Raw genomic sequence first — 21,849 nt, 5'->3', positions numbered from 1 at the left:
TCATGTAGATTAGCGATATTGAGGAAAGAGAAAACCCCGGTATTAACCGGGGTTGGTGGAGAGTTAGCCATGCCACTAAGGCATGCTGTGAACTAGAGGAGGTTTAATTAAGCCGCACTCTTGGGTGGTCGACCACGGCGAGCGGTACCGGCCTTAGGTGGGCGCCCTCGACGAGTTGGCGTTTTCTTGGCCGCCTCCGCTTTGCTAGCAGACTTCTTCGGACGCCCTACTCTTTTCGCTGGCTTTGCTGCGGAGGTGGCCTTCTTGGGGCGCCCTACACGCTTGGTGGCTTTAGTTTCAGAAGCAGCCTTTTTGGGGCGGCCTACTTTCTTGGCCGTAGTAGTCTTTTTAGTCGCCGCCTTTTTAGCTTTTTGAGCATCAGCTTTTAGCTTCGCAGCTGCTTTCTTCTCTAGCTCCTTGGCTTTTGTCGCAGCCTTCTTTGCTGCAGCTTTTATCTTAGCCTCAGCTTTTTTCTCGGCGGCTTTGATCTTCTTGGCATGAGCCTTAACACGAGACTTCATCCAGCGCGCTTCGAACGCCTTCAATGCCGCCGCCAGGTCTTTATCTGCCTTGGCAGAAAGGCTTTCAGAAAGGGTGGCCACCTTCTCCTTAGCCGCTTCTTCTGCATGACGCACAGCATCCATGGTCTTGGCCTTGGCAAGCTCCATTTTTGCCATCGCCAGCTTGGCGCGTAAATCTTTTGCTTTACCATTGGCGCTGGTCAAGGAAGCCTTGGCCGCTGCCGTACTACTTTTTTGTGCCCGCGCTTTTGCTTTTGCCACACGATCCATTTGTGCATCCAGCGACTTACTTGCTGCATCCACGGCTTTCTGTGCTTTTACGACTACCGGCGACGCTTTGGTCGATGTAGTTGCCTTTTTAGCACGTGTACTCTTTTTTACTACTCTTGCCATCCCTTGTCTCCTCATTAAAAAGAAGAAGTACTTCCAAAAGTGTGCTGGCAACGCGGCCTGTTAGCTATCGAATAAAACCCGGGGGTTATTTTATTGCTTATACAGAGCGGTGCGCTGCCTATTTCAATACAACTTTATCAAAGTTAATAAAAATACACGGCATTGCAAGTAAAAAAGCGAAAAATGAGAAATTTTTCAGCAAATAAGTCTCTTTTCCTTAACAAATTGCCTTTTGAAGAGGCAAAACACCTAAAAGTAAAAATTATTTTGGGCCTGGCAACTTATCTTCAACAACCGCAGCAAGAGCTTCGATATGATCCGCACGTAAATTTAGCGCGGGAATATAATGGTATTCACTTCCACCTGCTTCGATAAAATTAGCGCGATTCTCTACCGAAATTTCTTCCAATGTCTCTAAACAATCGGCCGAAAATGCTGGGCAAATCACATCAACACTCTTGATACCGCCTTTGCCCCATTCAATCAGAGTTTTATCGGTATAAGGTTGCAACCACTCAGCCTTACCAAAGCGTGACTGAAAAGTAACTTGCCAACGCTCCGGGGAAATTTGTAATTCTTCCGCAAGCAGCCTCGCGGTTTCCTGACAATGGCGTAAATAGGGGTCCCCTTTATCAACATTTGCTTTGGGGATACCGTGAAAAGAAAGCATTAATTTTTCAGCCTGACCGTGTTTCTGCCAGTGTTCCCTGACAGAGTTGGCGAGAGATTTAATATATAGAGGGTTGTGGTAATAATCACGAACCAGGGAAATATCCGGAATATCACGACTCTTTCGGAAAATTTGCGCCACTTGATCATATATTGCAGCAGTAGTGGTAGCCGAATACTGCGGATATAAAGGGAAAACAACAAAGGACTCATAGCCTTTTGATCGCAAGCTTTCAATAACTTTATCGAGGCGCGGTTCTCCGTAAGTCATGGCATACTCTACCGCGATATCCCGCCCTTTATCCTTTAAATGCTTTTGCAGTAGCTGCGCTTGATGGCGGGTATAGTAGAGAAGTGGTGAACCTTCAACTTGCGCATCGTCCGCGCTGCAATTCCAGATTTCCGCATAAGCCGGAGCAATTCTCTTGGGGCGAAAAGGTAATATCAAACCGTTTAGTATTGTAAGCCACAGTGGTCGGGGTATTTCCACTACCCTGGGGTCGGAGAGAAAGTCTCGCAAGAAATCTCTTACGGCGGACGGCGTGGGCTGCGCAGGGGTACCCAGATTCATCAAAACTATCGCTGTGGACATACAAAGACCCGTCTGAAATACAATTTTGCCAGGAATAACCTGCCGGCCATCTTAATGATTGGTCAGTCAACTACAAGGTAAGCGCTTGCGAAACTAAAAAGGAACCCATCGGAGAAGATACAAAAAAGCCCCCAAACGGGGGCTTTTTTTAACAATGTTCAGTGCGATCAGCTCAATGCTTCGATGACCTTATCGCGGATCTCATCCATGCTGCCAACTCCCATCACTTTACTGTATTTCGGAGCTGCTTCAGGGGAGCGCACTTCCAGCTCTCGGTAGAAGCCAACCAGCGGCGCTGTCTGCTCGTGATAAACCGCCAAACGCTTGCGCACGGTAGCTTCGGTATCATCACTGCGCTGTACCAGTGCCTCACCAGTCACATCATCCACACCTTCGCTCTTGGGCGGGTTGTACACAACGTGATAGACGCGGCCTGAACCCTCGTGCACGCGACGCCCAGACAAGCGCTTGACGATTTCTTCATCGTCCACAGCAATTTCCAGCACATGATCGATATGCACATCGGCATCCAGCAGTGCTTGCGCTTGGGGAATAGTGCGGGGGAAACCATCGAAAAGAAATCCATTTGCACAATCTGCCTCAGCGATGCGCTCTTTCACCAGGGCAATAATCAGGTCGTCGGAAACCAGTTTGCCGGCCTCCATAATGCCTTTTGCCTGCAAGCCGAGAGGTGTGCCCGCTTTCACCGCAGCGCGAAGCATATCGCCGGTGGAGATCTGCGGAATGCCGAACTTCTCTGTTATGAATTGTGCCTGAGTGCCTTTACCGGCCCCCGGTGCCCCCAAGAGAATAATTCGCATGTTCAGTAAGCCTCCAAAACTATCGACGCACTAAGAGCCGCCGCGCCAAAAGAGCGCTACCTTACACGTCCACCCCAAATTGGGCAAGATTATGACTGTGGTACAGCCATTACTGCAGAATAAACTGCGGCCAATACGGCTACTTATCTGTCTGAATCCTGTCTTTCTATGTCTTTCGCGCGTTCCCAGAGTCGATCAAGCTCTTGCAGGCTGGCATCTTCTGGCCCACGTCCATCTGTCCTGAGCGCTGCCTCAACAGCGCCAAAACGACGCTCGAACTTACGATTACACTGTCGCAGTGCAGACTCAGGATCAACTTTCAAATGCCTGGCCGCGTTTACACAGGAGAACAACAGGTCGCCGAGCTCCTCCCCAGCATGCTCACGATCACCGGTTGCAATAGCCTCGCGCAATTCGGCTATCTCTTCCTCTATTTTGTCCAGCACACCGGTAATATCTGGCCAGTCAAAACCCACCTGTGAGGCACGCTTTTGCAATTTGGCCGCACGCGTCAAAGCGGGTAAGCCCGCGGTAACACCAGCCAGGACTCCACTCTCACCCTTTGCGTTGCGCTCTTCAGCTTTAATGGCATCCCAGTTTTGCTTTACTTGCGCTTCATCCATTGCAGAGGAGCCATTCTCGCCATAGAGCTCTCCGCTGGGGAATACATGAGGATGGCGTCGCACCAACTTGCGTACCAGGGTGTCCACAATACGGGAAAAATCGAAATGCCCCTGCTCACGGCCGAGCTGGGAATAGAAGATCACCTGAAACAATAAGTCCCCAAGCTCTTCATGTAGATGTTCGAAATCTTCAAGCTCAATTGCCTCGGCCACTTCATAGGCCTCTTCAATCGTTGAAGGAACAATACTGGAAAATGTCTGTTTCAGATCCCAGGGGCAACCACCGTTTGGGTTGCGCAACTGGGACATTAGGTGGAGTAAGTCCTCCACCGAGTATTGGTCTTGCAAGGATCCCCCTCAGCGCAGCATACGCCGCTTCGCCGATGCGACATTGGGCAGGCGATTAATGCGGTGCAACACGTAACTCAACTCTTCAAAATTATGAATCTCGGCGGTAAGTACCATCTCTACAGTATGCTTATGCTTATTACTGTGTGTCTGCATCGCCGTAATATTGATTTTCTGACTATCGAGCATAGCGGTGACATCGCGCAACAGCCCCAGGCGATCATAGGCTTCGATAACGATTTCCACCGCATAGAGTTCCCTCGGTTTTGCCGCCCAATTAACTTCTAGTACTCGCTCAGACTCCTCTGCCTGCATACGCAGCATATTCGTGCAGTCTTTACGATGTATCGATACCCCGCGACCAAGAGTGATGTAACCCATAATTTCATCACCGGGAACAGGGTTACAACAACCCGCAATATGCGTCAGTAAATTGCCAACCCCTTCGATATAAACATCGGCTTTGCCCGCCCCCGTGGCCACCGGGGCAGTAAGTGAAGGCACACGCTCCGCGTTGTCGACCTTTACCATACGCTGGGCGGTGTTCAGCACCTGCCCCACACCGATATCCCCAGCTCCCACTGCCGCATAGAGATCATCCAACGAGTGCATATTTAGCTTGGCAGCAAGCTGTTCAAAATTAAAATCACTCAGAGCAAGCTGTTTGAACTCACCATCTAAAATACTGCGACCATCGGCAATATTTTGATCTCGGGCCTGCTGCTTAAACCAGTGGATAATCTTGGCCCGTGCCCGCGAGGTTGTTATATAGCCCATACCGGACGAAAGCCAATCGCGACTGGGGGCTTCACGTTTACCAGTGAGAATCTCCACCTGATTGGCGGTTTCCAGTTCGTGGTTTAATGGCACTATGCGGCCATCCACCTTAGCGCCGCGACAGCGATGACCAATCTCGGTGTGGATTTTATAGGCGAAATCCAGCGGTGTGGCTCCGCGAGGCAAATCGACTACATGGCCATCGGGAGTAAAAACATAGATACGGGAGTCCCCTTCCCCGGTCTGAAGATCTTCTTGTAAGGGATTACCACCCACCTCTTCATGCCAGTCGAGCACTTGCCGCAGCCAAGAGATCTTTTGCTCATAGCTATCTTGGCTCTCTGTTTTCAGGTCGGTGCCCTTATACCGCCAGTGAGCACAGACCCCATATTCAGCCTCCTCGTGCATGGCAAAAGTACGGATTTGCACTTCCAGCACCTTGCGTTCGGGGCCGATCACCGCAGTGTGCAGGGAGCGGTAGCCATTCTCCTTCGGAGAGGCAATATAGTCATCAAACTCGTTGGGAATATTGCGCCAGAGGTTATGTACAATCCCCAGCACCGCGTAACAATCCCGCACGGTAGGCACCAGTATGCGTACAGCACGAATGTCATAAACCTGAGAAAAGCCGATATTCTTGCGGCGCATCTTGCGCCAAATACTGTAGATATGCTTTGCGCGGCCATAGACATCACCCTCTATATCCGCCCGCGCCAGTTCTGAGCGAAGAAGCTCCAGCACCTCATCGATATATTCTTGTCGCGCCATCCGCTTTTCATCTAAAAGGCGCGCTATCTGTTTGTAGTCTTCAGGCTCAAGGTAACGGAAGGACAAGTCCTCCAACTCCCACTTGATATGCCCTATGCCAAGGCGATGCGCCAGTGGTGCATAGACATCGGCCACCTCGCGAGCGACTCGCTGGCGCTTAGTGGGCTCAGCATTCTTGGCCGCACGAATTGCACAAGTCCGCTCGGCAAGTTTGATCAGCGCAACGCGAACATCATCAACGAGCGCCACCAACATACGGCGGATATTTTCCGAGTGCTCCTCTACCGCACCGCTTTTGCTTTCCTCACCAGTATCGGCACTGCGACTGCGAATCGCCGCCATGCGCAATACCCCGCGAATAAGCTTGGCTACAACCGACCCAAACTCCTCTTCAACGCTTTTAAGCGCGAGGCGCTTCTCTCGTACTGCTCTGTAGAGCACTGCAGCCACCAGTGCTTCAGAATCAATTTGCAAGTCCGCCAGGATTTCCGCCATTTCAAGGCCGGTGGCAAAACTGCTGGCACCCTCTGCCCAAATATTTTCTGCGGCGATAGCCTGCTGCTCAGCCTCTGCACTCACTTCCGCTGCACGGCGCAAGGTCACTATGGCAGCCCCATCCAGCCCAGCCAGTTTTTGCACATGGCGCAACCAGGCTTCCAGGTCGTGCTCTCTCTCACCTCCAAAGGAATGATGTTTTCTGACTTGAACCATGTTTTAACCGGGCCGAAACAGGAATTTGTAAGCTTACTAGCATTGCTCAGTGACTTGCATGATGGCAAAACCAAGCAAAAAGAATAACTTCCCAAATTAGGGACGCTTCTATCATAGGTTTGGTCAGACTAAAGTCCACGATTTTCTTTATGTTTTCAACAAGCCGCGTGAAATTTAGCGATAACTCACCCCAGTGGATATGGCTTGATACTGGAAACTGCAAACGACAATACCAATTGGTCAATCACATTGAGCAGCGAGAATTCTTACCGAGGAGAATGCGATCAAAGGAAAGCTTGTCGGGCTGAAAGGCTTTTACAGAGAGGCCCTCTCATTTTCAACATCTCAGCGGTGACACTGAAAAACCGAGAAAACCAGCCTCTATTACAGCCTTTTTAGTGGAAGCCTATTCATTAGCCACATAAAGAGAGCTTTAAGCCCTCACCTGCCGCCCACAGCTAATTAATGGTCTTTGTTTTAATAAAACAATCTACGCACTGACAATCTTAAACTGAGAACACGCTTAAAATCAGAGCGTCAAAAAAACTAAAAATAAAAGTCGGAGAGAGAAAATATCAAATATACGCAGATAGATTGGCAGGCATATAAAAAATCACACTAAAGTCGGGGGCAACAAAAAATCTGCACACCCGACTGTGCCTTTTTTCCCAGCCTTACTGATTGAACAATCCCGAGGATAAATAGCGATCACCGCGGTCACAGATGATTGCCACAATTATGGCATTCTCCACTTGGCAGGAAAGGCGCAGTGCTCCGGCAACCGCTCCGCCGGAAGAAACACCACAGAAGATGCCCTCTTCACGCGCCAGCCTACGTGTCATTTCCTCCGCTTCCCGCTGATCCATATCGATAACGAGATCCACTTCCTCTGGGACAAAAATTTTTGGTAGGTAAGCCTGTGGCCATCGGCGAATTCCGGGAATACTGGAACCATCGGTTGGCTGCAGACCCACAATCTGAATCTCCGGCTTCTGCTCTTTCAGAAAGCGGCCGCAGCCCATTATGGTACCTGTGGTCCCCATAGAAGAGACAAAATGAGTAATTTCCCCAGCGGTCTGCTGCCAAATTTCGGGCCCGGTACCCTCGTAATGGGCCAGAGGATTATCCGCATTGGCAAATTGATTAAGCACGAGGCCACGACCTTCGGTCTGCATTTGAAGAGCCAGATCCCGAGCACCTTCCATTCCCTCCTCCGCGCTGACCAAAATCAGCTCGGCACCGTATGCTGTCATAGAAGCCTTACGTTCTGCGGTAGCACTGTCCGGCATAATCAGGATCATACGATAACCTTTAATGGCAGCTGCCATTGCCAGTGCGATGCCCGTATTGCCGCTGGTAGCTTCTATCAAGGTATCCCCTGGTTTAATCTGCCCTCTTGCCTCGGCGTGGTTGATCATTGATAGAGCTGGGCGATCTTTTACCGAACCGGCCGGATTATTACCTTCCAGCTTGAGCAAAATCGTATTGCTGGTATCACCGGGGAGGCGTTGCAGCTTGATCAGTGGCGTATTACCTACGCAGTCAGCAATCGTTGGGTAATCCATAGTACCTTGAGTCCAGACATATTGCGGCCGCACAGTGTACCCGATGCTCCCTCTCGGGCTAAATACCGACTATTTTGGTGGACTATATAGTCGAGTTATTACAAGTATCAAAAAATCGCAAAGCAGAAAACATTTACCCAGAGCAGCCCGTATAGGAGTGCGCCTCCTCTCGCATAGGGGTAAAATGGGGAAAAAATAATCGCACAAGACCCTTGATTTCTCATGGCCCCAAATAATACCGACCCTTCCATGCCGGCTCCTTCAGAGCTCCGCTCGTTGCGTTCAACTATGTTTCGCTTCACGGTTGCGCCAGCACTGATTTTGGCCATGACTCTGGCCCTTGTGTTCACGCTGCAACAAATGCACGATCGCCGTCAGCTCTTACTCAGCCACGGACGGGCAAGTGCCGAACAACTGGCCGAGTTAATTGAAATGAGTGGCGGTCACCCTTTCGATCTGCGTATGGAATGGTTACGCAAGAGCCTGTTGGCACTGATGCTGGAAAAGGACATGGTGCGCTCGGTACATATTTATTCCACTGAGGAAAGTAAAAAAATCTCACTGGATAGATCCACTGGGCTGGGGCTTCTGGCCAGTGTGGGCCCACGACCACGCACCCCGCTTACAAACCACCAACTCAATCAGCGCGAAGCTTTTATTTTTGAAGATGATGAAACCCTACAGGTATTACAGCCATTAAAGGGGGACATCACCACCTGCTGGATTAGTATCGAGCTACACCGGCCCTATTTTCTTGTGGGCACCTACCAAGTATTACTCGTGGGCTTGGTGGGCTTAATTATTTGCACCTTGGCCGCCCTAGCTTGGTCGGTGATTTTATCTGAGCGTTTTGCTCACAGCCTGGTACGTATGGGACAGGTATTACAAGCCATGGGGCGCGGTGAGTTTGACCGCCGCATTCACGAGATAGAGAACCGCGAACTCGCACAACTGGCCGATCAGATTAACGAGATGGGTGAAAGTCTTGCCAATTACCAGCGGGACTATAAATCGAACATGCTGCAGAGCATGGACGATCTACGTCAGTCTCTCGACAGTATGGAAGAGCAAAATATCGAGTTGGACCTGGCACGCAAAAGAGCCCAGGAGGCGAGCCGTATCAAGTCGACCTTCCTTGCCAATACCAGCCATGAAATCCGCACACCATTAAACGGCATTATCGGGTTTACTAATTTATTGCTTAAAACCGAGATCGATGAGCTACAACAGGACTACCTGCAAACCATTCTGCGCTCCTCAGAAAACCTGCTCACCACAATTAACGATATCCTGGATTTTTCTCGAATCGAGTCCGGCAATTTGGTGCTCGACCATATCCCTATGGACCTGGGGCAGCTGCTTGAGGAGACCCTGCAAATTCTTGCCCCTTATGCCTATGAGCATCACCTGGAACTGGTGCCACTGATTGACCCACAATTGCCTGTCACCCTGGTGGGCGATCCTCTGCGTACAAAGCAAATATTTACCAACCTGCTCGGTAACGCCGTGCGCAGTTCCGAGAATGGTAATATCCCGGTACGCCTCACTGTACAGAGCAATAAGGACTCTGAACTGGTATTGCGAATCAGTGTTACCGACCTTGGCAATCGCATTGATGAGCCCGGTCGCCGCGAGCTGGAACAAATTCTCAACGCCAAAACACCACAACATTCGCAGCAGATCAGCGCCAACGGGCTCGGAATCTCTATCGCTCGCAGCCTCGTCGAGCGCATGCGCGGTTGCACGGGTATGGAAGTAGCTGCAAATGGTGCCAGCACCTGCTGGGTGGAACTGACCCTGGTACCGGAACGCAACCGCGGCATCCCGCCACGGGTGCTTTTCCCAGACTGCCGCATACTGATTGCCGACCCCAACGAATTGACCCGCTCCCAGGTTGCTCAACTGCTTAAACAGTGGCAGGTTGAACCCATTGAACTTGCCGATACCGATACTCTGCAGCCAGCAATTGAACAAATGTGGCGGCACGATGCGCTGCCAGATGCGGTGATTATCGATACCGCCATCGCCAAGGGAGACTTTGACAGCTTCAGCATGAAGGTACAGTCCCTGGTCGATGCCTATCAATGCCGGGTAATCGTACTCGGTGCCCCAGCAGAGCTGCGCCGCTGCTATGAGCAGTTGCGCACCCGCACCTTAACTTTCCTTGGCAAGCCGGTAACCCGCGAGAACCTGCTTCGCGCCCTGAAAAGAGCCGTCCCCCAACAGAGCCAGCCTCGCCCCAGTAATGGTGCCGTACCCGCCCTCCCCTGGCCCGCGCCACCGCGTGTCCTGGCCGTGGATGATCACGCCGCTAACCGGCGCCTGGTCGGCGAGTTACTGCGCGCCCAGGGTGTAGAGGTGGTGATCGCCGCCAGTGGTGAAGAAGCCTTACTACATTGGCAGCAAAGCACGTTCGACTTGGTCTTCATGGATATCCAGATGCCCGGTATGGACGGTATTGAAGTCACCCGCTGCATCCGCGAACGAGAGACCGGCCGCCGCACGCCCATTATTGCACTCACTGCCCATGTGGGAGCCGAGGAGAAGGCGAGGCTACTGTCCGCAGGGCTAGACGACTACCTGAGCAAACCAGTAAGCGAAGCCCAGTTGTCCCATATGATCAAACGCTGGCTCAAAATTATCACTCCACAAGTGGTAGAAAAATTGAACCCAAACCAGATGCGCCTGGTGGATATCGGAGAGAGTCTCAACCTGGCAAATGGCGATGCAAAACTGGCCAGGGATATGCTGCAAATGCTCGTGGATGGGTTGATAACCGATGAACGGGAACTGGAGCGACTACAGGGTCTAGGCGACATAAAAGGCATGTTTGAGTTGACCCACCGCATGCACGGCGGCTGTTGTTATTGTGGCGTATCACGCCTACGAGAGGCCACTTGTGTGTTACAGGAGGAGTTACGTATCCAGCAAAATCAGGAGAATCCCCAGCTCGACCGCCGCAAATTGGATAGGGCACTCAGGGAAATTCGCGCCCTGCGAGAATGGGCCTCCGAGCAGGATCTCGACACACTGTTTGGGTTGGAGGTTGCCTGACTCGCAGTGAATTAAGGCCGGAGAGATGCTCCGGCCTAACTGCGAGCTTCAAAAATCACGAACGCCAGGGCTGCATCCTTTTCATCGGAAAGGGAGAGGTGTATCACCTCCACTCCCATCGCCTGAGCCCGCCTCTGCGCTCCACCCCGCAGCAGCACCTGCGGAGCTGCACCCTGGCGCCGGCGCACTTCAATATCCTGCCAGGAAACACCTTCTCCAATACCAGTACCTAGGGCTTTACCCACCGCTTCTTTAGCTGCAAAGCGCTTGCACAAATAGGCCGCTCTATTGGCCTCGGCAAGATCGGCAAAATCACAGCGTTCGCCACCACTCAATATACGCTCCACGAAACGATCACCATGGCGGCGCCAAACTGACTCGATACGGCTGTAATTGCAAATGTCGGTACCGATGCTAACAATCATTTCCCGTAAACCTGTTTAAATAACTCGCGGCTCTGCAAGGGCTTCTCCCCCAGTAATGTGCGCAACAAAATACGGGTTAAACGCTTTGCCGGGCCCAATACTTCTGCCGGCCACTTGCCAGACTCTTTAGCCCGCAGTATCCCCAGCAGCTCTGAACCAAAAAACTCCCACTCACGCAGAGCAGTGGCACCCTGCCTGTGCACCGGCGCAAAGCCCACCTCCAATTCCAACCTGTAGCTGCCGGCCTCACTCACAACGCCCTGACTCTGCACACAATAATCCAACGGTGGGCAACTACCCAACTCCGCGAGCAGCTGTAATTCGAAACTGCGCAGTGGTCCTTCCAACTCTGCACTGTCCGTACCTCCCAGATCTGATAGCTCCTGCAATAGACGCTGATAGGTGGCAAAAAGACCTATGTGCGCCTCGCCCTCCGGTAGCAAGCGCACCATCAACTCATTGGCGTAGAGCCCGCCATAGACAGCACGTCCCTTAAGCCAGAGTGGAACTCCAACATTCTCCACGGGCCCGAGGGTTTTCAGAGATCCAGCACCGAGCAGAGTAACTAATAGAGGCGTAAAAGGTTGCAGCGCCTGCTGGCGCCGCTGCTTGTCCCTCCGCGCACCGCGGGCAACACAACCAATACGGCCATGGTTTGGAGTGAATAACTCAAGAATCAGGCTGGAGTCGCGATAGGGCCGGGCGTGGAGAATGTACGCCGGCTGCGCCGGCGGTGGTGTCTTCATGGCGGACGAGTCAGGGGAAGAGGGTTACTCGTCACGATAGCCGAGACTGCGTAGGGCACGCTCGTCATCAGACCAGCCGGACTTCACCTTAACCCACAAATTCAGCATTATCTTGCTATCGAACAGGCGCTCCATATCTTCACGAGCCTGGCTGCCAATCTGCTTGATACGCTCACCCTTGTTGCCGATGATAATGCGCTTCTGCCCCGATCTCTCCACCAGGATCGCCGCGCTGATATGCAGAATCTTCCCTTCCTGTTTGAACTCCTCAACCTCAACAGTGACTTGGTAGGGCACTTCCGCACCCAGCTGACGCATAATTTTTTCACGCACAATCTCTGCGGCGAGGAAGCGTGAACTGCGATCAGTAACTTGATCCTCTGGGAAGAAGTGTTGCCCCTCTGGCAAATGCTTGAGGATTACCTCTTCTAAGGAATCGAGGTTGACGTTGCGCAGTGCCGAGATCGGCACAATTTCAGCCTTAGGGTGCTGTTCCGCCAAAGCCTGCAGCTGAGGCAGCAGATCACTCTTATCCTCCAGCTGATCGACTTTATTGACGGCGATAATCAGCGGACACTTGAGACCGCGCAACTTGTCGGCCACCAGCTGGTCACCCTCACTCCAGCGGGTGCGCTCCACGACAAACACCACCACATCTACATCCCGCGCTGCACTGGAAGCGGCGCGGTTCATATAGCGGTTGATGGCCTTTTCCTGATCCGAATGCAGGCCGGGTGTGTCCACAAAAATAACCTGATTGGGGCCATCGGTTTTAATACCGAGCATGTTGTGGCGGGTTGTCTGGGGCTTGCGTGAAGTAATCGCCAGCTTCTGGCCCAGCAAATGGTTAAGCAGCGTGGACTTTCCCACATTGGGGCGGCCGACGATCGCTACATAGCCGCAGCGAGAGGGTTGTTCACTCAAGAAGTTTCTCCGAAAGGGTTGAAGTGCCCAGCGAAACCGGGCTCTGCTCGCCCCCGCACACAGGGGCTATCTGTCCGAGCCGGGCGATGAACCGCTGCGCTCTATTGTAAGGTTAGTCCTGCCCAGTGAGGCGCTTATAAGCCTCTACCGCAGCAGTTTTCTCTGCGGCGCGGCGACTATTGGCCTCGCCGCGAGCCGGCTGGGTCAAACCACTAACCCGGCATTCTACGATAAAATGCTGGGCGTGCTCAGCACCGGACACATCCACGACTGAATACTCAGGCAGTGGCTTTTTACGGGCCTGGAGCCATTCCTGCAAGCGGGTTTTGGGGTCTTTCACCGTCTCCAGTGACAGCTCCTGCAGCCGTGGTGCAAACCATGCCAGCACTCTAGCGCGCGCTGCCTCCAGACCGGCATCAAGGTAGATAGCACCGATCAGGGCCTCCACCGCATCAGCCAGGATAGAGGCACGGCGAAAGCCGCCGCTTTTCATCTCACCCTCGCCCAGGCGCAAGCAGTCGCCAATATCCAGCTCTCGCGCCAGCTTGGCCAGGGTTTCACCACTGACCAGTTGCGCGCGCAAACGGCTCAGCTGGCCCTCGCGACCCTGGGGAAATTGCTCATAAAGTGCGGCACCAATAGTAAAGCCGAGAATGGAATCGCCGAGAAATTCCAAACGCTCGTTGTTACGGCTGCCGTGGGATCGGTGTGTAAGCGCCAACTCCAAAAGAGTGCTTTGTTCAAATTTGTGGCCAAGGCGCTGGCAGAGACGCTCCAGTAAAAGGTCAGTCACGTTTGCGGAATTGCTCCAGATCTATCAAAGGATCACAACAAAGCTCAGGCTTGGCCGTATTGAGCTGTTTGTTAAATTTCATCACGACATCCACGTTATAAATCAGCGGCTGGCGCAACTCGTAATTAATACTGACCACAGTACTTTTCGCCCCACGCACCACCTGCAATGCTTTAGTGGGCTCTCCACGCACATTATTGATCAGAAAGAAACGGCCCAGCTCTTTCTTGATCTGGCCGGTCGACATATTTTCCAGCTCCGGGTTCTCACCCAGAGTTCTCAGGGCCTCACTCACATAACGCGCATCCACGTAGGCTGGGGCCATTTTAGAAACACAGGTAAGGGCAAAGCCCAACACCGCAATAACCAACAACCAACCCCAGTAACTCATGCCGCGCTGACGCTTTAGCGAAACCCGGATAACACTATTCATTACCTTTGCCCTCAATCCATATCGCCGGCACAACGCCGGCCATTTTCGTTATTGGATAGAGCCTACACGTTTAAAGCTGGGCAAACTGAGCCAGTTGTCCCAGTGCATCCAAATAGCAAAGGCTTTACCCACTACGTCACGCTCAGGGACAAAGCCCCATGCACGGCTGTCGAGGCTGTTATCGCGGTTGTCGCCCATCATAAAGTAATGGCCTTCCGGAACTACACCACTAAAGTTACCGTACTGACTGGCAGGGATATTTTTTTGCATTAAATGGCGCTTGCCATAGAGATTTTCCCACAATATTTCCTGTCTCGGATTTACCGGGGGCATCGCCTGAATCAGCTCCTGCGGTGCCAGCTCACCGTTGACATAGAGCACATTGTTTTTCAGCTCAATTTTGTCACCGGGAAGGCCAATAACCCGCTTGATAAAGTAGGTATCATTCATGTGCGGTGGGAAAAACACCATCACGTCGCCGCGCTGAGGTTCGCCGATATCTACTACTTTTTTACGGGAGACCGGCAAGCGCAAGCCGTACTCATACTTATTGACCAGAATAAAATCACCAACCTGAAGGGTTGGGATCATGGAGCCAGAGGGAATCTGGAAAGGCTCGACAATAAAAGAGCGCAACACAAAAACGATTGCCAGGATTGGGAAGAACGACTTTGCGTACTCCACAACCACTGGATCCTCTTGCTTGCCCCCGCCTTCTTTTTTGCGGCGACGGGCAAAAAACAGGCTGTCTACCAGCCAGATACCGCCACTGATAACGACTAACCAGAGCAGAATCAGAGGTAAATTAATATCCATTATGTATCTCTATTTTCCTTGAAGCCAATAGCGGACCTAGCCGCTATTGATCCACCTTCAGCACGGCCAGGAAGGCTTCTTGTGGCACTTCCACTCGACCGAGCTGTTTCATACGGCGCTTACCCGCTTTCTGCTTTTCAAGCAGTTTTTTCTTACGGGTGACATCGCCACCATAACATTTTGCAGTCACATTCTTGCGCAGAGCCTTTACAGTGGTACGGGCCACCACTTGGCCACCAATAGCCGCCTGAATTGCCACATCGAACATCTGCCGGGGAATCAATTCTTTCATTTTTTCCGCCATGGCACGCCCCTTCTGCTGGGCATTCTCACGGTGCACGATCAGCGCCAGGGCATCGACTCGATCCCCGTTAATGAGGATATCCAGACGCACCAGTTTTGCCGCTTCGAAGCGTACAAAGCTGTAATCCAGGGAAGCAAAGCCACGGCTCACCGACTTGAGGCGGTCGAAGAAATCCATCACCACTTCACTCATGGGTAGCTCATAGCGCAGGGATACCTGGGAGCCCACGTACTGCATATCTTTCTGAATACCGCGCTTCTCCACGCAGAGAGTAATCACGTTGCCCAGATATTCCTGCGGTACCAGGATATTCACCTCGGCAATAGGCTCACGCATCTCCTCAATGTTACCCACATCCGGCAGGCGCGATGGGTTATCCACCATCACCACTTCGCCGTCGGTCTGCTCAACCTCATACACCACGGTTGGCGCGGTGGTGATCAAGTCGAGATCATACTCGCGCTCCAAACGCTCCTGGATAATCTCCATGTGCAGCATACCGAGGAAGCCGCAGCGGAAACCAAAGCCGAGCGCATCAGAGGTCTCAGGCTCATAGAACAAAGAGGCATCGTTAAGAGAAAGCTTCTCCAGCGCATCGCGGAAGCCTTCGTAATCGTCGGAGCTAACCGGGAACAAACCCGCGTAAACCTGTGGTTTGACCTTCTGGAAGCCCGGCAGCATTTCGATTTCATCGGCACCCTTAGCGTGGGTCAGGGTATCGCCCACTGGCGCGCCATGGATATCCTTGATGCCAGCCACAACAAAACCCACTTCACCGGCACGCAGCACACCAGTTTCTTTGCGCTTGGGGGTAAAGATACCGACGTTATCCACCACATGGGGGCGACCAATCGACTTGGTGACAATCTTGTCTTTGGTTTTCAGGGTGCCCTGCACCACTCGTACCAGGGACACAACGCCCAAATAGCTATCGAACCAGGAGTCGATGATTAGGGCCTGTAGCGGCGCATCCACATCGCCCTCGGGTGGTGGAACCTGACGCACCAGATCCTCAAGGACATCCTCTACACCCAGACCGGACTTGGCGCTGCAACGGGTCGCATCAGCTGCATCGATGCCGATGATTTCCTCAATTTCCTCAGCGACTTTATCCGGGTCCGCTTGGGGCAAGTCCATCTTGTTTAGTACCGGGATAACCTCCAGGCCCTGCTCAATCGCCGTATAACAGTTGGCCACTGACTGGGCCTCGACACCTTGTGCGGCATCCACTACCAACAGCGCCCCTTCACAGGCTGCCAGAGAGCGGGATACCTCGTAGGAGAAGTCCACGTGTCCCGGGGTATCGATAAAGTTCAACTGGTAGGTCTTACCATCCCGCGCTTTGTAGTCGAGCGTTACACTCTGCGCCTTGATGGTAATACCGCGCTCGCGCTCCAACTCCATGCTGTCGAGCACCTGGGCTTCCATTTCGCGGTCTGAGAGCCCGCCGCAATCCTGAATAAAGCGGTCCGCCAGGGTAGATTTCCCGTGGTCGATATGGGCAATAATGGAGAAATTGCGGATATGTGAGAGATCTGTGGCCACTGCGGAATAAAAACCCTTGAAAAATCAAATGATTAGCTGACGGAGCTGCCAGCTGTGTGGCGCAAGTCTAACAGAACTCCCGAGCAGAGGTGAGAGGCAGGTGACACAATGGGCCACCATTTGCCTCTTGTACTTAGCTTTCGATCTTAATTGTGCGGAAAGTTGACTGGCCAGCTCGGAAAAAGCGGATCGGCAATAGCTCATCTTTGGGGAGGTCATCGACCACCGTTTCGTAGTCGCTGATATCGGTCACTTCCTCAAAGCCCAACTGGGCGATGATATCGCCGCTACGCAGACCCGCCTTTGCACCTGGCTTGCCGGGAATAACCTGGCGTACAAGCACGCCAGTATCTACATTCCAGCGCTGCTTCATACCCTCCGGGATTTCCTCGACAACCACACCGAGGGGGCCACCCATTCTGGATGCCGGCTGATTGGACGCCTGGCTGCGCTCTTCATCAGAACCCGGCAGGGAGCCAACAACCACTTGTAGCTTTTCGGTTCTGCCCTTGCGCATCAGCTCCACGGGCACCTCGGTGCCGGGGCGAACCTGACCTACTACATGTGGCAGGTCTCCATGTACACCAATCTTGCGACCATCAAAACGGATAATTACATCTCCAGGTTTAATACCGGCCTCAGCCGCAGGAGTACCTGGACTCACCTGCTCCACTAGCGCACCAGAAGGTTTACCGAGCCCCATGGCTTCAGCCATATCACGGTCCACATTGCGGATACCAACGCCGAGCCAGCCGCGATCCACACGGCCCTTCTCTTTCAACTGGGCAACCACATCCTGGGCCAGACTCGCTGGGATAGCGAAAGACAGGCCTATAGATCCGCCGCTACGGGTATAAATCTGGGAGTTGATCCCCACTACCCGCCCATCGAGATTAAACAACGGCCCACCGGAGTTGCCAGGGTTGATCGCTACATCGGTCTGAATGAATGGCACATAGTTTTCGCGACTTTCATTGGGGATACTGCGCCCCATAGCACTCACGATACCGGCACTGGCGGAGTAGTCGAGGCCGAATGGCGAGCCGATCGCGACCACCCATTCACCCACCTGCAGCTCCTCTGAGTCCCCCCAGCGCACTGCCGACAGGTCATCGGCTTCGATCTTGAGCAGGGCAAGATCCGAGCGCTCATCGGTGCCTATCACCTTCGCCTCGTATTCGCGGCGATCGGTTAGCGTAACTCTCACCTCATCTGCACCATCGACCACATGGTTGTTGGTCACGATATAACCATCTTCAGAAATGATGAAACCTGAGCCCATGCTGGCCACTGGGCGCTGACGACGGCGTGGCTCGATCAGGTGACGGAAAATATCGGGGATTTCCTGCTGATACTGCGGCGAGTTGTTGCCGCGAGCCACTCGGCTGCGATCCACCGTGTTGATCTTAACCACCGCAGGAGAGTTTTCCTCTATCAATTCGGTAAGTTCTGGCAGTCCGCGCGCACTAGCAGCGCCGGAAGCCAAGAGACAGAGTACCAAGAGATATTGTGTACAGCGTTTAACCATAGGTTTGTTACCCCTAGTGTTCCCTTCTAATATGAAACCATTGGAATTTGAATCCCTTCCAGGGCATGCCTCGACGGAATGGCTCCGGCCCCTTTAGGGACATTCAGTAACGATTTAGTGGCTGTATAGCCACGAAAGTTCTGCCGCCTAATGTAAATCTGTGTAAAGGCCAGCGATGTCCAAACTGCGCCCACGCCCACAGCGAGGCCAATTCCACCTCCCCAAAGAACTGTACGGATACAGTGCCCTGGGCGCACCACTTTTTTATTTTCCCGCTCAATCCGGCCACAAACCGGGCCTGGTGATGGCCGGCACCCACGGCGATGAAGTCGCAGCAGTGGTAGCACTCTCTTGTGCACTGCGCTCACTGGCGACGAACCAGCTCAAACACCATGTGATACTGGCGGTAAATCCCGATGGTTGCCAGTTGGGTACCCGCTGCAATGCAAACGGCGTAGACCTGAACCGCAACTTTGCCACAGAGAACTGGGACGGCGGCGGCAATGTTTACCGCTGGAATAGCACAGCAGATGCCCGCGATGTCCAACTCGGTACCGGCAACAGGCCCGCCTCTGAGAGTGAAACCTCCGCGTTATCCCAGTTGATTACTAAACTGGCGCCCCCTTGGACGGTATCCATCCACGAACCCCTGGGCTGCGTGGAAGACCCCGACAAAACTACACTGGGAGCCTGGTTGGCCGAAGGTATGCAGCTGCCACTGGTCGAACAGCTAGGCTACCAAACACCGGGTTCTTTCGGTACCTGGTGCGCCGAGCGCGCCCTGCCCTGTATCACCGTGGAGTTTCCACCAATCTCCGCTGATGCAGCCAGTGAAGAATATCTGGATATACTGATCGACCTGATTACTTACGACCAATAAACCCTGCCAGCAGTAAAGCGCAGTGGGGGCTCGGCATCTCTCGCCAGCCAGGTAGGGCCATCCAAATCCAGGTAGCGCGCCTTTGACCCCAGAGGCCAAGCCGCACGTATTGCCCGCGAGGTACACAACATACAACCGAGCATCAGCTCAAAACCCTGCGCAGAAGCCTCCTTCGCCAGAGCCTCAGCCTCACGAATCCCCCCGGTCTTATCGAGCTTAATATTGACCATCTCATAGCGCCCCTTCAGGCGCGGCAGGTCAGCTCGGGTATGGCAGCTCTCATCGGCACAGATAGGAAGTGGATGGGGAAATGTGGAGAGAAATTTATCGTCGTCCGCAGGCAAGGGTTGCTCCAGCATGGCAACCCCCAACTCCGCCAACTGCTGACAGCGTTCGATCAGAGTGATGCTCTGCCAGGCTTCATTGGCATCAATCACCAACTGGGCACTGGGCGCAGCGGCACGTACGGCCGCCACCCGCTCACAGACCAGGTGATCATCCAGCTTGAGCTTTAACACTTGCACTCCATGGGATACCGCATTGTCCGCGGCCATAGCCATGGCCTCCGGGCTATCGATCACCAAAGTCTGTACGGTGGGCAGGGAATCGGGACCGGCAAAGGGCACATTATTGTACTTCGCCTCCCAGTCAGCCAGCGCGCAGTCGAGGGCATTGCGCGCGGCACCAGCGGGCAATCGCGACGCCAAAGCACTCCGCTTCAAACCGGCAGCCAGCTCGGAAAGCAAGGGTTCCAGCTGCTGCACAACCGATTCAGGGCTTTCGCCATAGCGGGCATAAGGGGTGCACTCTCCAATACCCACGCGGCCTTCCAGCTTTACCTCTACAACGACGACTTCTGCTTCAGTGCGAGCTCCGCGGGAGATAACAAAGGCCGTGCGCAGGGGCCAGCGCTCTATATAGCAGCGGGCCAACATGGAAAGACTCCGATTAAACCTTGGAGTTATCAGTTTAGGTTCTGTTATGAATGCCCGCTGCTGGGCTCTATGCGCAACAGCACCGGGGTAAAAGTGGGATTGGCAGCTTGGCGGCGACTGTACCAACGCACGCCGAGAGCACCGCCCAGCAGGCCCATTAGCGCGCCTATAACGGCGCCAGCCTCAGCGAAAAAATAGTCCCCCAATAGTGCGACAAGCACCAGGGAAACCAGGGGTAACAAATAAACCAGCAGGGTACTGCTGGTGAGGGCACTCTCAGTAATGCCGATTACGGCGGTATCATTCAGGGAAATTTTATCGGCCGGGTAGCCGTTAAGAACTGCTCTCACTCGCGTGGAAGAAGAAAAAAAGTCACCAAGTAGACCAGTGCCGCAGCCAGACTTGGCCTCACAACCATTGCAGGCGCTGCGCTGGATTGTTTCAACCCAGACAGCGTCGGATTCTATGGCGACAATACGGCCGCGCTCTTCAAGCACGGCACTCAGCCTTTTTCAGCAATAGAACTGGCTACTCTGCGCGCCGTGGCATCGGGGATTTCCCCAACGACAGTAACGGTATAAGCGACGCCATTGACTTCCATTCGGTCCATATAGGCCACTGTCGCACCGCGTATGGCTCGGCCTTTAAAATCCTTTAGCTCAGGTCCAAGGCGTTGCACAAACACGGTAAATACGCCTAGCCCATCACTAAAGACCATCATATCGCCATCGGAAAGGGGTTTTACCGATACCACCTTGAAACCTTCCGGCAGCCAGCGTACTTGCCAGCGACTCTGGGAGGATTCGCAGCTAGTTCGATTATCAACCCGTCGCGCATTATTGGAGACCGCCTCCAGAGCACCATCCTCTACCGGCGACAAGTCTAGCTGTACAAACTGGTAGCGCTCCAACACTCGGCCCTGGGTGCTCACCAACATAGTTTTAAGGGGCAGGCCGGTTTCCCGGTCTAAGCTGACCACCAGCCCGAGCCGGTAGCGATCCCGCGGCCTGGCCTCGATAACTACTGCATCGCGATCGGCAATACGCTCCTCGCCACGCAAAATAAACTGGTAGGCGCGCTGAACTTGCTGCTGTCCCACCGCATTCCATAGGGTAGCCCGAGCACTGGGCGAAACACCGTAGTCACAATTGCTGCTGCTACCGTGGCTAATCAATTCTCGCGGCTCGCCACTGAGGTAGCGCACACGCTCTACCTGTTCTCCGTCGCGGACCGCGTGTACCACCTGCAGGGTTTCAAGCATGCCGGCGTGCTCAAAGGTGACCAGCCCGCTGTATTCCAGCTCGGCAACCGCTTTGGCAAGCTTGGCCAGCCACTGCTCTACCTCATTACCGGCAACCGCTACCGACATAGCACCAGGACTGGCCAGAGCTTCTGCAGAGAGCACTGTAGGGTCGACAGCCGGAGGCTCCGAGTTGGCGGTAGTCAGGGCATCCTGTTCACTGCTCGGGTTTGTCACCTCAGCAGCAGAAGCTGCCGCCTGGGTGCTGGCCATATCGAGGTTTACGATACTCGGCGCACTGGGTTGGATAGCATTATCGGTGCTGGCTGTCTCCTGAGCGATCGCCAGTGGCGCCAGCAGTGAGGTGGCCAGTAAGAGGTTACTGGCCCTGCGAATTCCAATACGGATAAGACTCCCCCTGAAAACGGCTTTCGTCAC

Annotated in this window: 19 protein-coding genes; 2 read left to right on the top strand and 17 right to left on the bottom strand. The window is 53.4% G+C overall.

Going from position 1 to position 21,849, the window contains the following annotated elements; all coding sequences use genetic code 11:
• Positions 1–107 precede the first annotated feature (107 nt).
• From ACJJIV_RS17635 to cysM, 6 genes are all read right to left on the bottom strand, one after another.
• Entirely contained in the window at positions 108–914 is an 807-nt protein-coding gene (locus ACJJIV_RS17635) for a hypothetical protein (protein WP_444889774.1), read from the bottom strand.
• A gap of 262 nt (positions 915–1,176) precedes the next feature.
• Positions 1,177–2,175, bottom strand: coding sequence for a ferrochelatase (gene hemH / locus ACJJIV_RS17630; protein WP_444884232.1), 999 nt, complete (start codon positions 2,173–2,175; stop codon positions 1,177–1,179).
• 167 nt (positions 2,176–2,342) lie between these two features.
• Positions 2,343–2,996 (bottom strand): adenylate kinase, encoded by a 654-nt coding sequence (adk, locus tag ACJJIV_RS17625; RefSeq protein ID WP_252082530.1) that lies wholly within the window; start codon positions 2,994–2,996, stop codon positions 2,343–2,345.
• A gap of 143 nt (positions 2,997–3,139) precedes the next feature.
• Complete coding sequence (gene mazG, locus ACJJIV_RS17620; RefSeq protein WP_252082533.1) at positions 3,140–3,967, bottom strand: nucleoside triphosphate pyrophosphohydrolase; 828 nt, start codon at positions 3,965–3,967, stop codon at positions 3,140–3,142.
• A gap of 9 nt (positions 3,968–3,976) precedes the next feature.
• Positions 3,977–6,223 carry a GTP diphosphokinase gene (gene relA / locus ACJJIV_RS17615; RefSeq protein WP_252082536.1) on the bottom strand — a complete coding sequence of 749 codons (2,247 nt, stop codon included), beginning with the start codon at positions 6,221–6,223 and terminating at the stop codon, positions 3,977–3,979.
• Between the two features lie 674 nt (positions 6,224–6,897).
• Positions 6,898–7,788: a cysteine synthase CysM gene (cysM, locus tag ACJJIV_RS17610; RefSeq protein ID WP_252082540.1), complete on the bottom strand. Its 891-nt coding sequence runs from the start codon at positions 7,786–7,788 to the stop codon at positions 6,898–6,900.
• Between the two features lie 288 nt (positions 7,789–8,076).
• Here cysM and ACJJIV_RS17605 point away from each other — a divergent pair, with 288 nt between their 5' ends.
• A complete protein-coding gene (locus ACJJIV_RS17605; RefSeq protein ID WP_444889773.1) occupies positions 8,077–10,842 on the top strand; it encodes a response regulator in 2,766 nt (921 codons plus the stop codon).
• Positions 10,843–10,877: 35 nt separating this feature from the next.
• Here ACJJIV_RS17605 and acpS read toward each other — a convergent pair whose 3' ends face one another.
• From acpS to ACJJIV_RS17565, 8 genes are all read right to left on the bottom strand, one after another.
• Positions 10,878–11,267 (bottom strand): holo-ACP synthase, encoded by a 390-nt coding sequence (gene acpS / locus ACJJIV_RS17600; protein WP_252082544.1) that lies wholly within the window; start codon positions 11,265–11,267, stop codon positions 10,878–10,880.
• Entirely contained in the window at positions 11,264–12,013 is a 750-nt protein-coding gene (gene recO / locus ACJJIV_RS17595; protein WP_444889772.1) for a DNA repair protein RecO, read from the bottom strand. The genes acpS and recO overlap by 4 nt, the downstream gene beginning before the upstream one ends.
• Before the next feature lie 24 nt (positions 12,014–12,037).
• Positions 12,038–12,937 carry a GTPase Era gene (gene era / locus ACJJIV_RS17590; protein ID WP_444889771.1) on the bottom strand — a complete coding sequence of 300 codons (900 nt, stop codon included), beginning with the start codon at positions 12,935–12,937 and terminating at the stop codon, positions 12,038–12,040.
• Between the two features lie 112 nt (positions 12,938–13,049).
• Complete coding sequence (gene rnc / locus ACJJIV_RS17585; RefSeq protein WP_444889770.1) at positions 13,050–13,730, bottom strand: ribonuclease III; 681 nt, start codon at positions 13,728–13,730, stop codon at positions 13,050–13,052.
• Positions 13,723–14,163 (bottom strand): DUF4845 domain-containing protein, encoded by a 441-nt coding sequence (locus ACJJIV_RS17580; protein WP_444889769.1) that lies wholly within the window; start codon positions 14,161–14,163, stop codon positions 13,723–13,725. The genes rnc and ACJJIV_RS17580 overlap by 8 nt, the downstream gene beginning before the upstream one ends.
• Before the next feature lie 48 nt (positions 14,164–14,211).
• Positions 14,212–14,979 (bottom strand): signal peptidase I, encoded by a 768-nt coding sequence (gene lepB, locus ACJJIV_RS17575; RefSeq protein ID WP_252082555.1) that lies wholly within the window; start codon positions 14,977–14,979, stop codon positions 14,212–14,214.
• 43 nt (positions 14,980–15,022) lie between these two features.
• The gene (lepA, locus tag ACJJIV_RS17570; RefSeq protein WP_252082557.1) at positions 15,023–16,828 is read right to left on the bottom strand and encodes a translation elongation factor 4; all 1,806 of its coding nucleotides are present in this window, start codon (positions 16,826–16,828) and stop codon (positions 15,023–15,025) included.
• Positions 16,829–16,961: 133 nt separating this feature from the next.
• Positions 16,962–18,356 (bottom strand): Do family serine endopeptidase, encoded by a 1,395-nt coding sequence (locus tag ACJJIV_RS17565; protein ID WP_252082559.1) that lies wholly within the window; start codon positions 18,354–18,356, stop codon positions 16,962–16,964.
• Positions 18,357–18,531: 175 nt separating this feature from the next.
• On the opposite strand from ACJJIV_RS17565, the gene mpaA reads away from it, so the two are divergent.
• Positions 18,532–19,236: a murein tripeptide amidase MpaA gene (mpaA, locus tag ACJJIV_RS17560; RefSeq protein ID WP_252082561.1), complete on the top strand. Its 705-nt coding sequence runs from the start codon at positions 18,532–18,534 to the stop codon at positions 19,234–19,236.
• Here mpaA and ycjG read toward each other — a convergent pair.
• The 3 genes from ycjG to ACJJIV_RS17545 are packed head-to-tail and all read right to left on the bottom strand — an operon-like array spanning position 19,224 to position 21,849.
• Positions 19,224–20,171, bottom strand: coding sequence for an L-Ala-D/L-Glu epimerase (gene ycjG / locus ACJJIV_RS17555; RefSeq protein ID WP_252082564.1), 948 nt, complete (start codon positions 20,169–20,171; stop codon positions 19,224–19,226). The genes mpaA and ycjG overlap by 13 nt on opposite strands.
• 44 nt (positions 20,172–20,215) lie before the next feature.
• On the bottom strand, positions 20,216–20,668 hold the full coding sequence (locus ACJJIV_RS17550; protein WP_252082567.1) for a SoxR reducing system RseC family protein: 453 nt from the start codon (positions 20,666–20,668) through the stop codon (positions 20,216–20,218).
• A 5-nt stretch (positions 20,669–20,673) separates the two neighbouring features.
• Positions 20,674–21,849 carry a MucB/RseB family sigma factor regulatory protein gene (locus tag ACJJIV_RS17545; protein WP_444889768.1) on the bottom strand — a complete coding sequence of 392 codons (1,176 nt, stop codon included), beginning with the start codon at positions 21,847–21,849 and terminating at the stop codon, positions 20,674–20,676.

It is taken from the genome of Microbulbifer mixtoriginis (SeqCode) (assembly GCF_052466765.1).
Note: the sequence above shows the minus strand (reverse complement) of the source record. Positions and strands in the feature narration are given on the sequence as shown.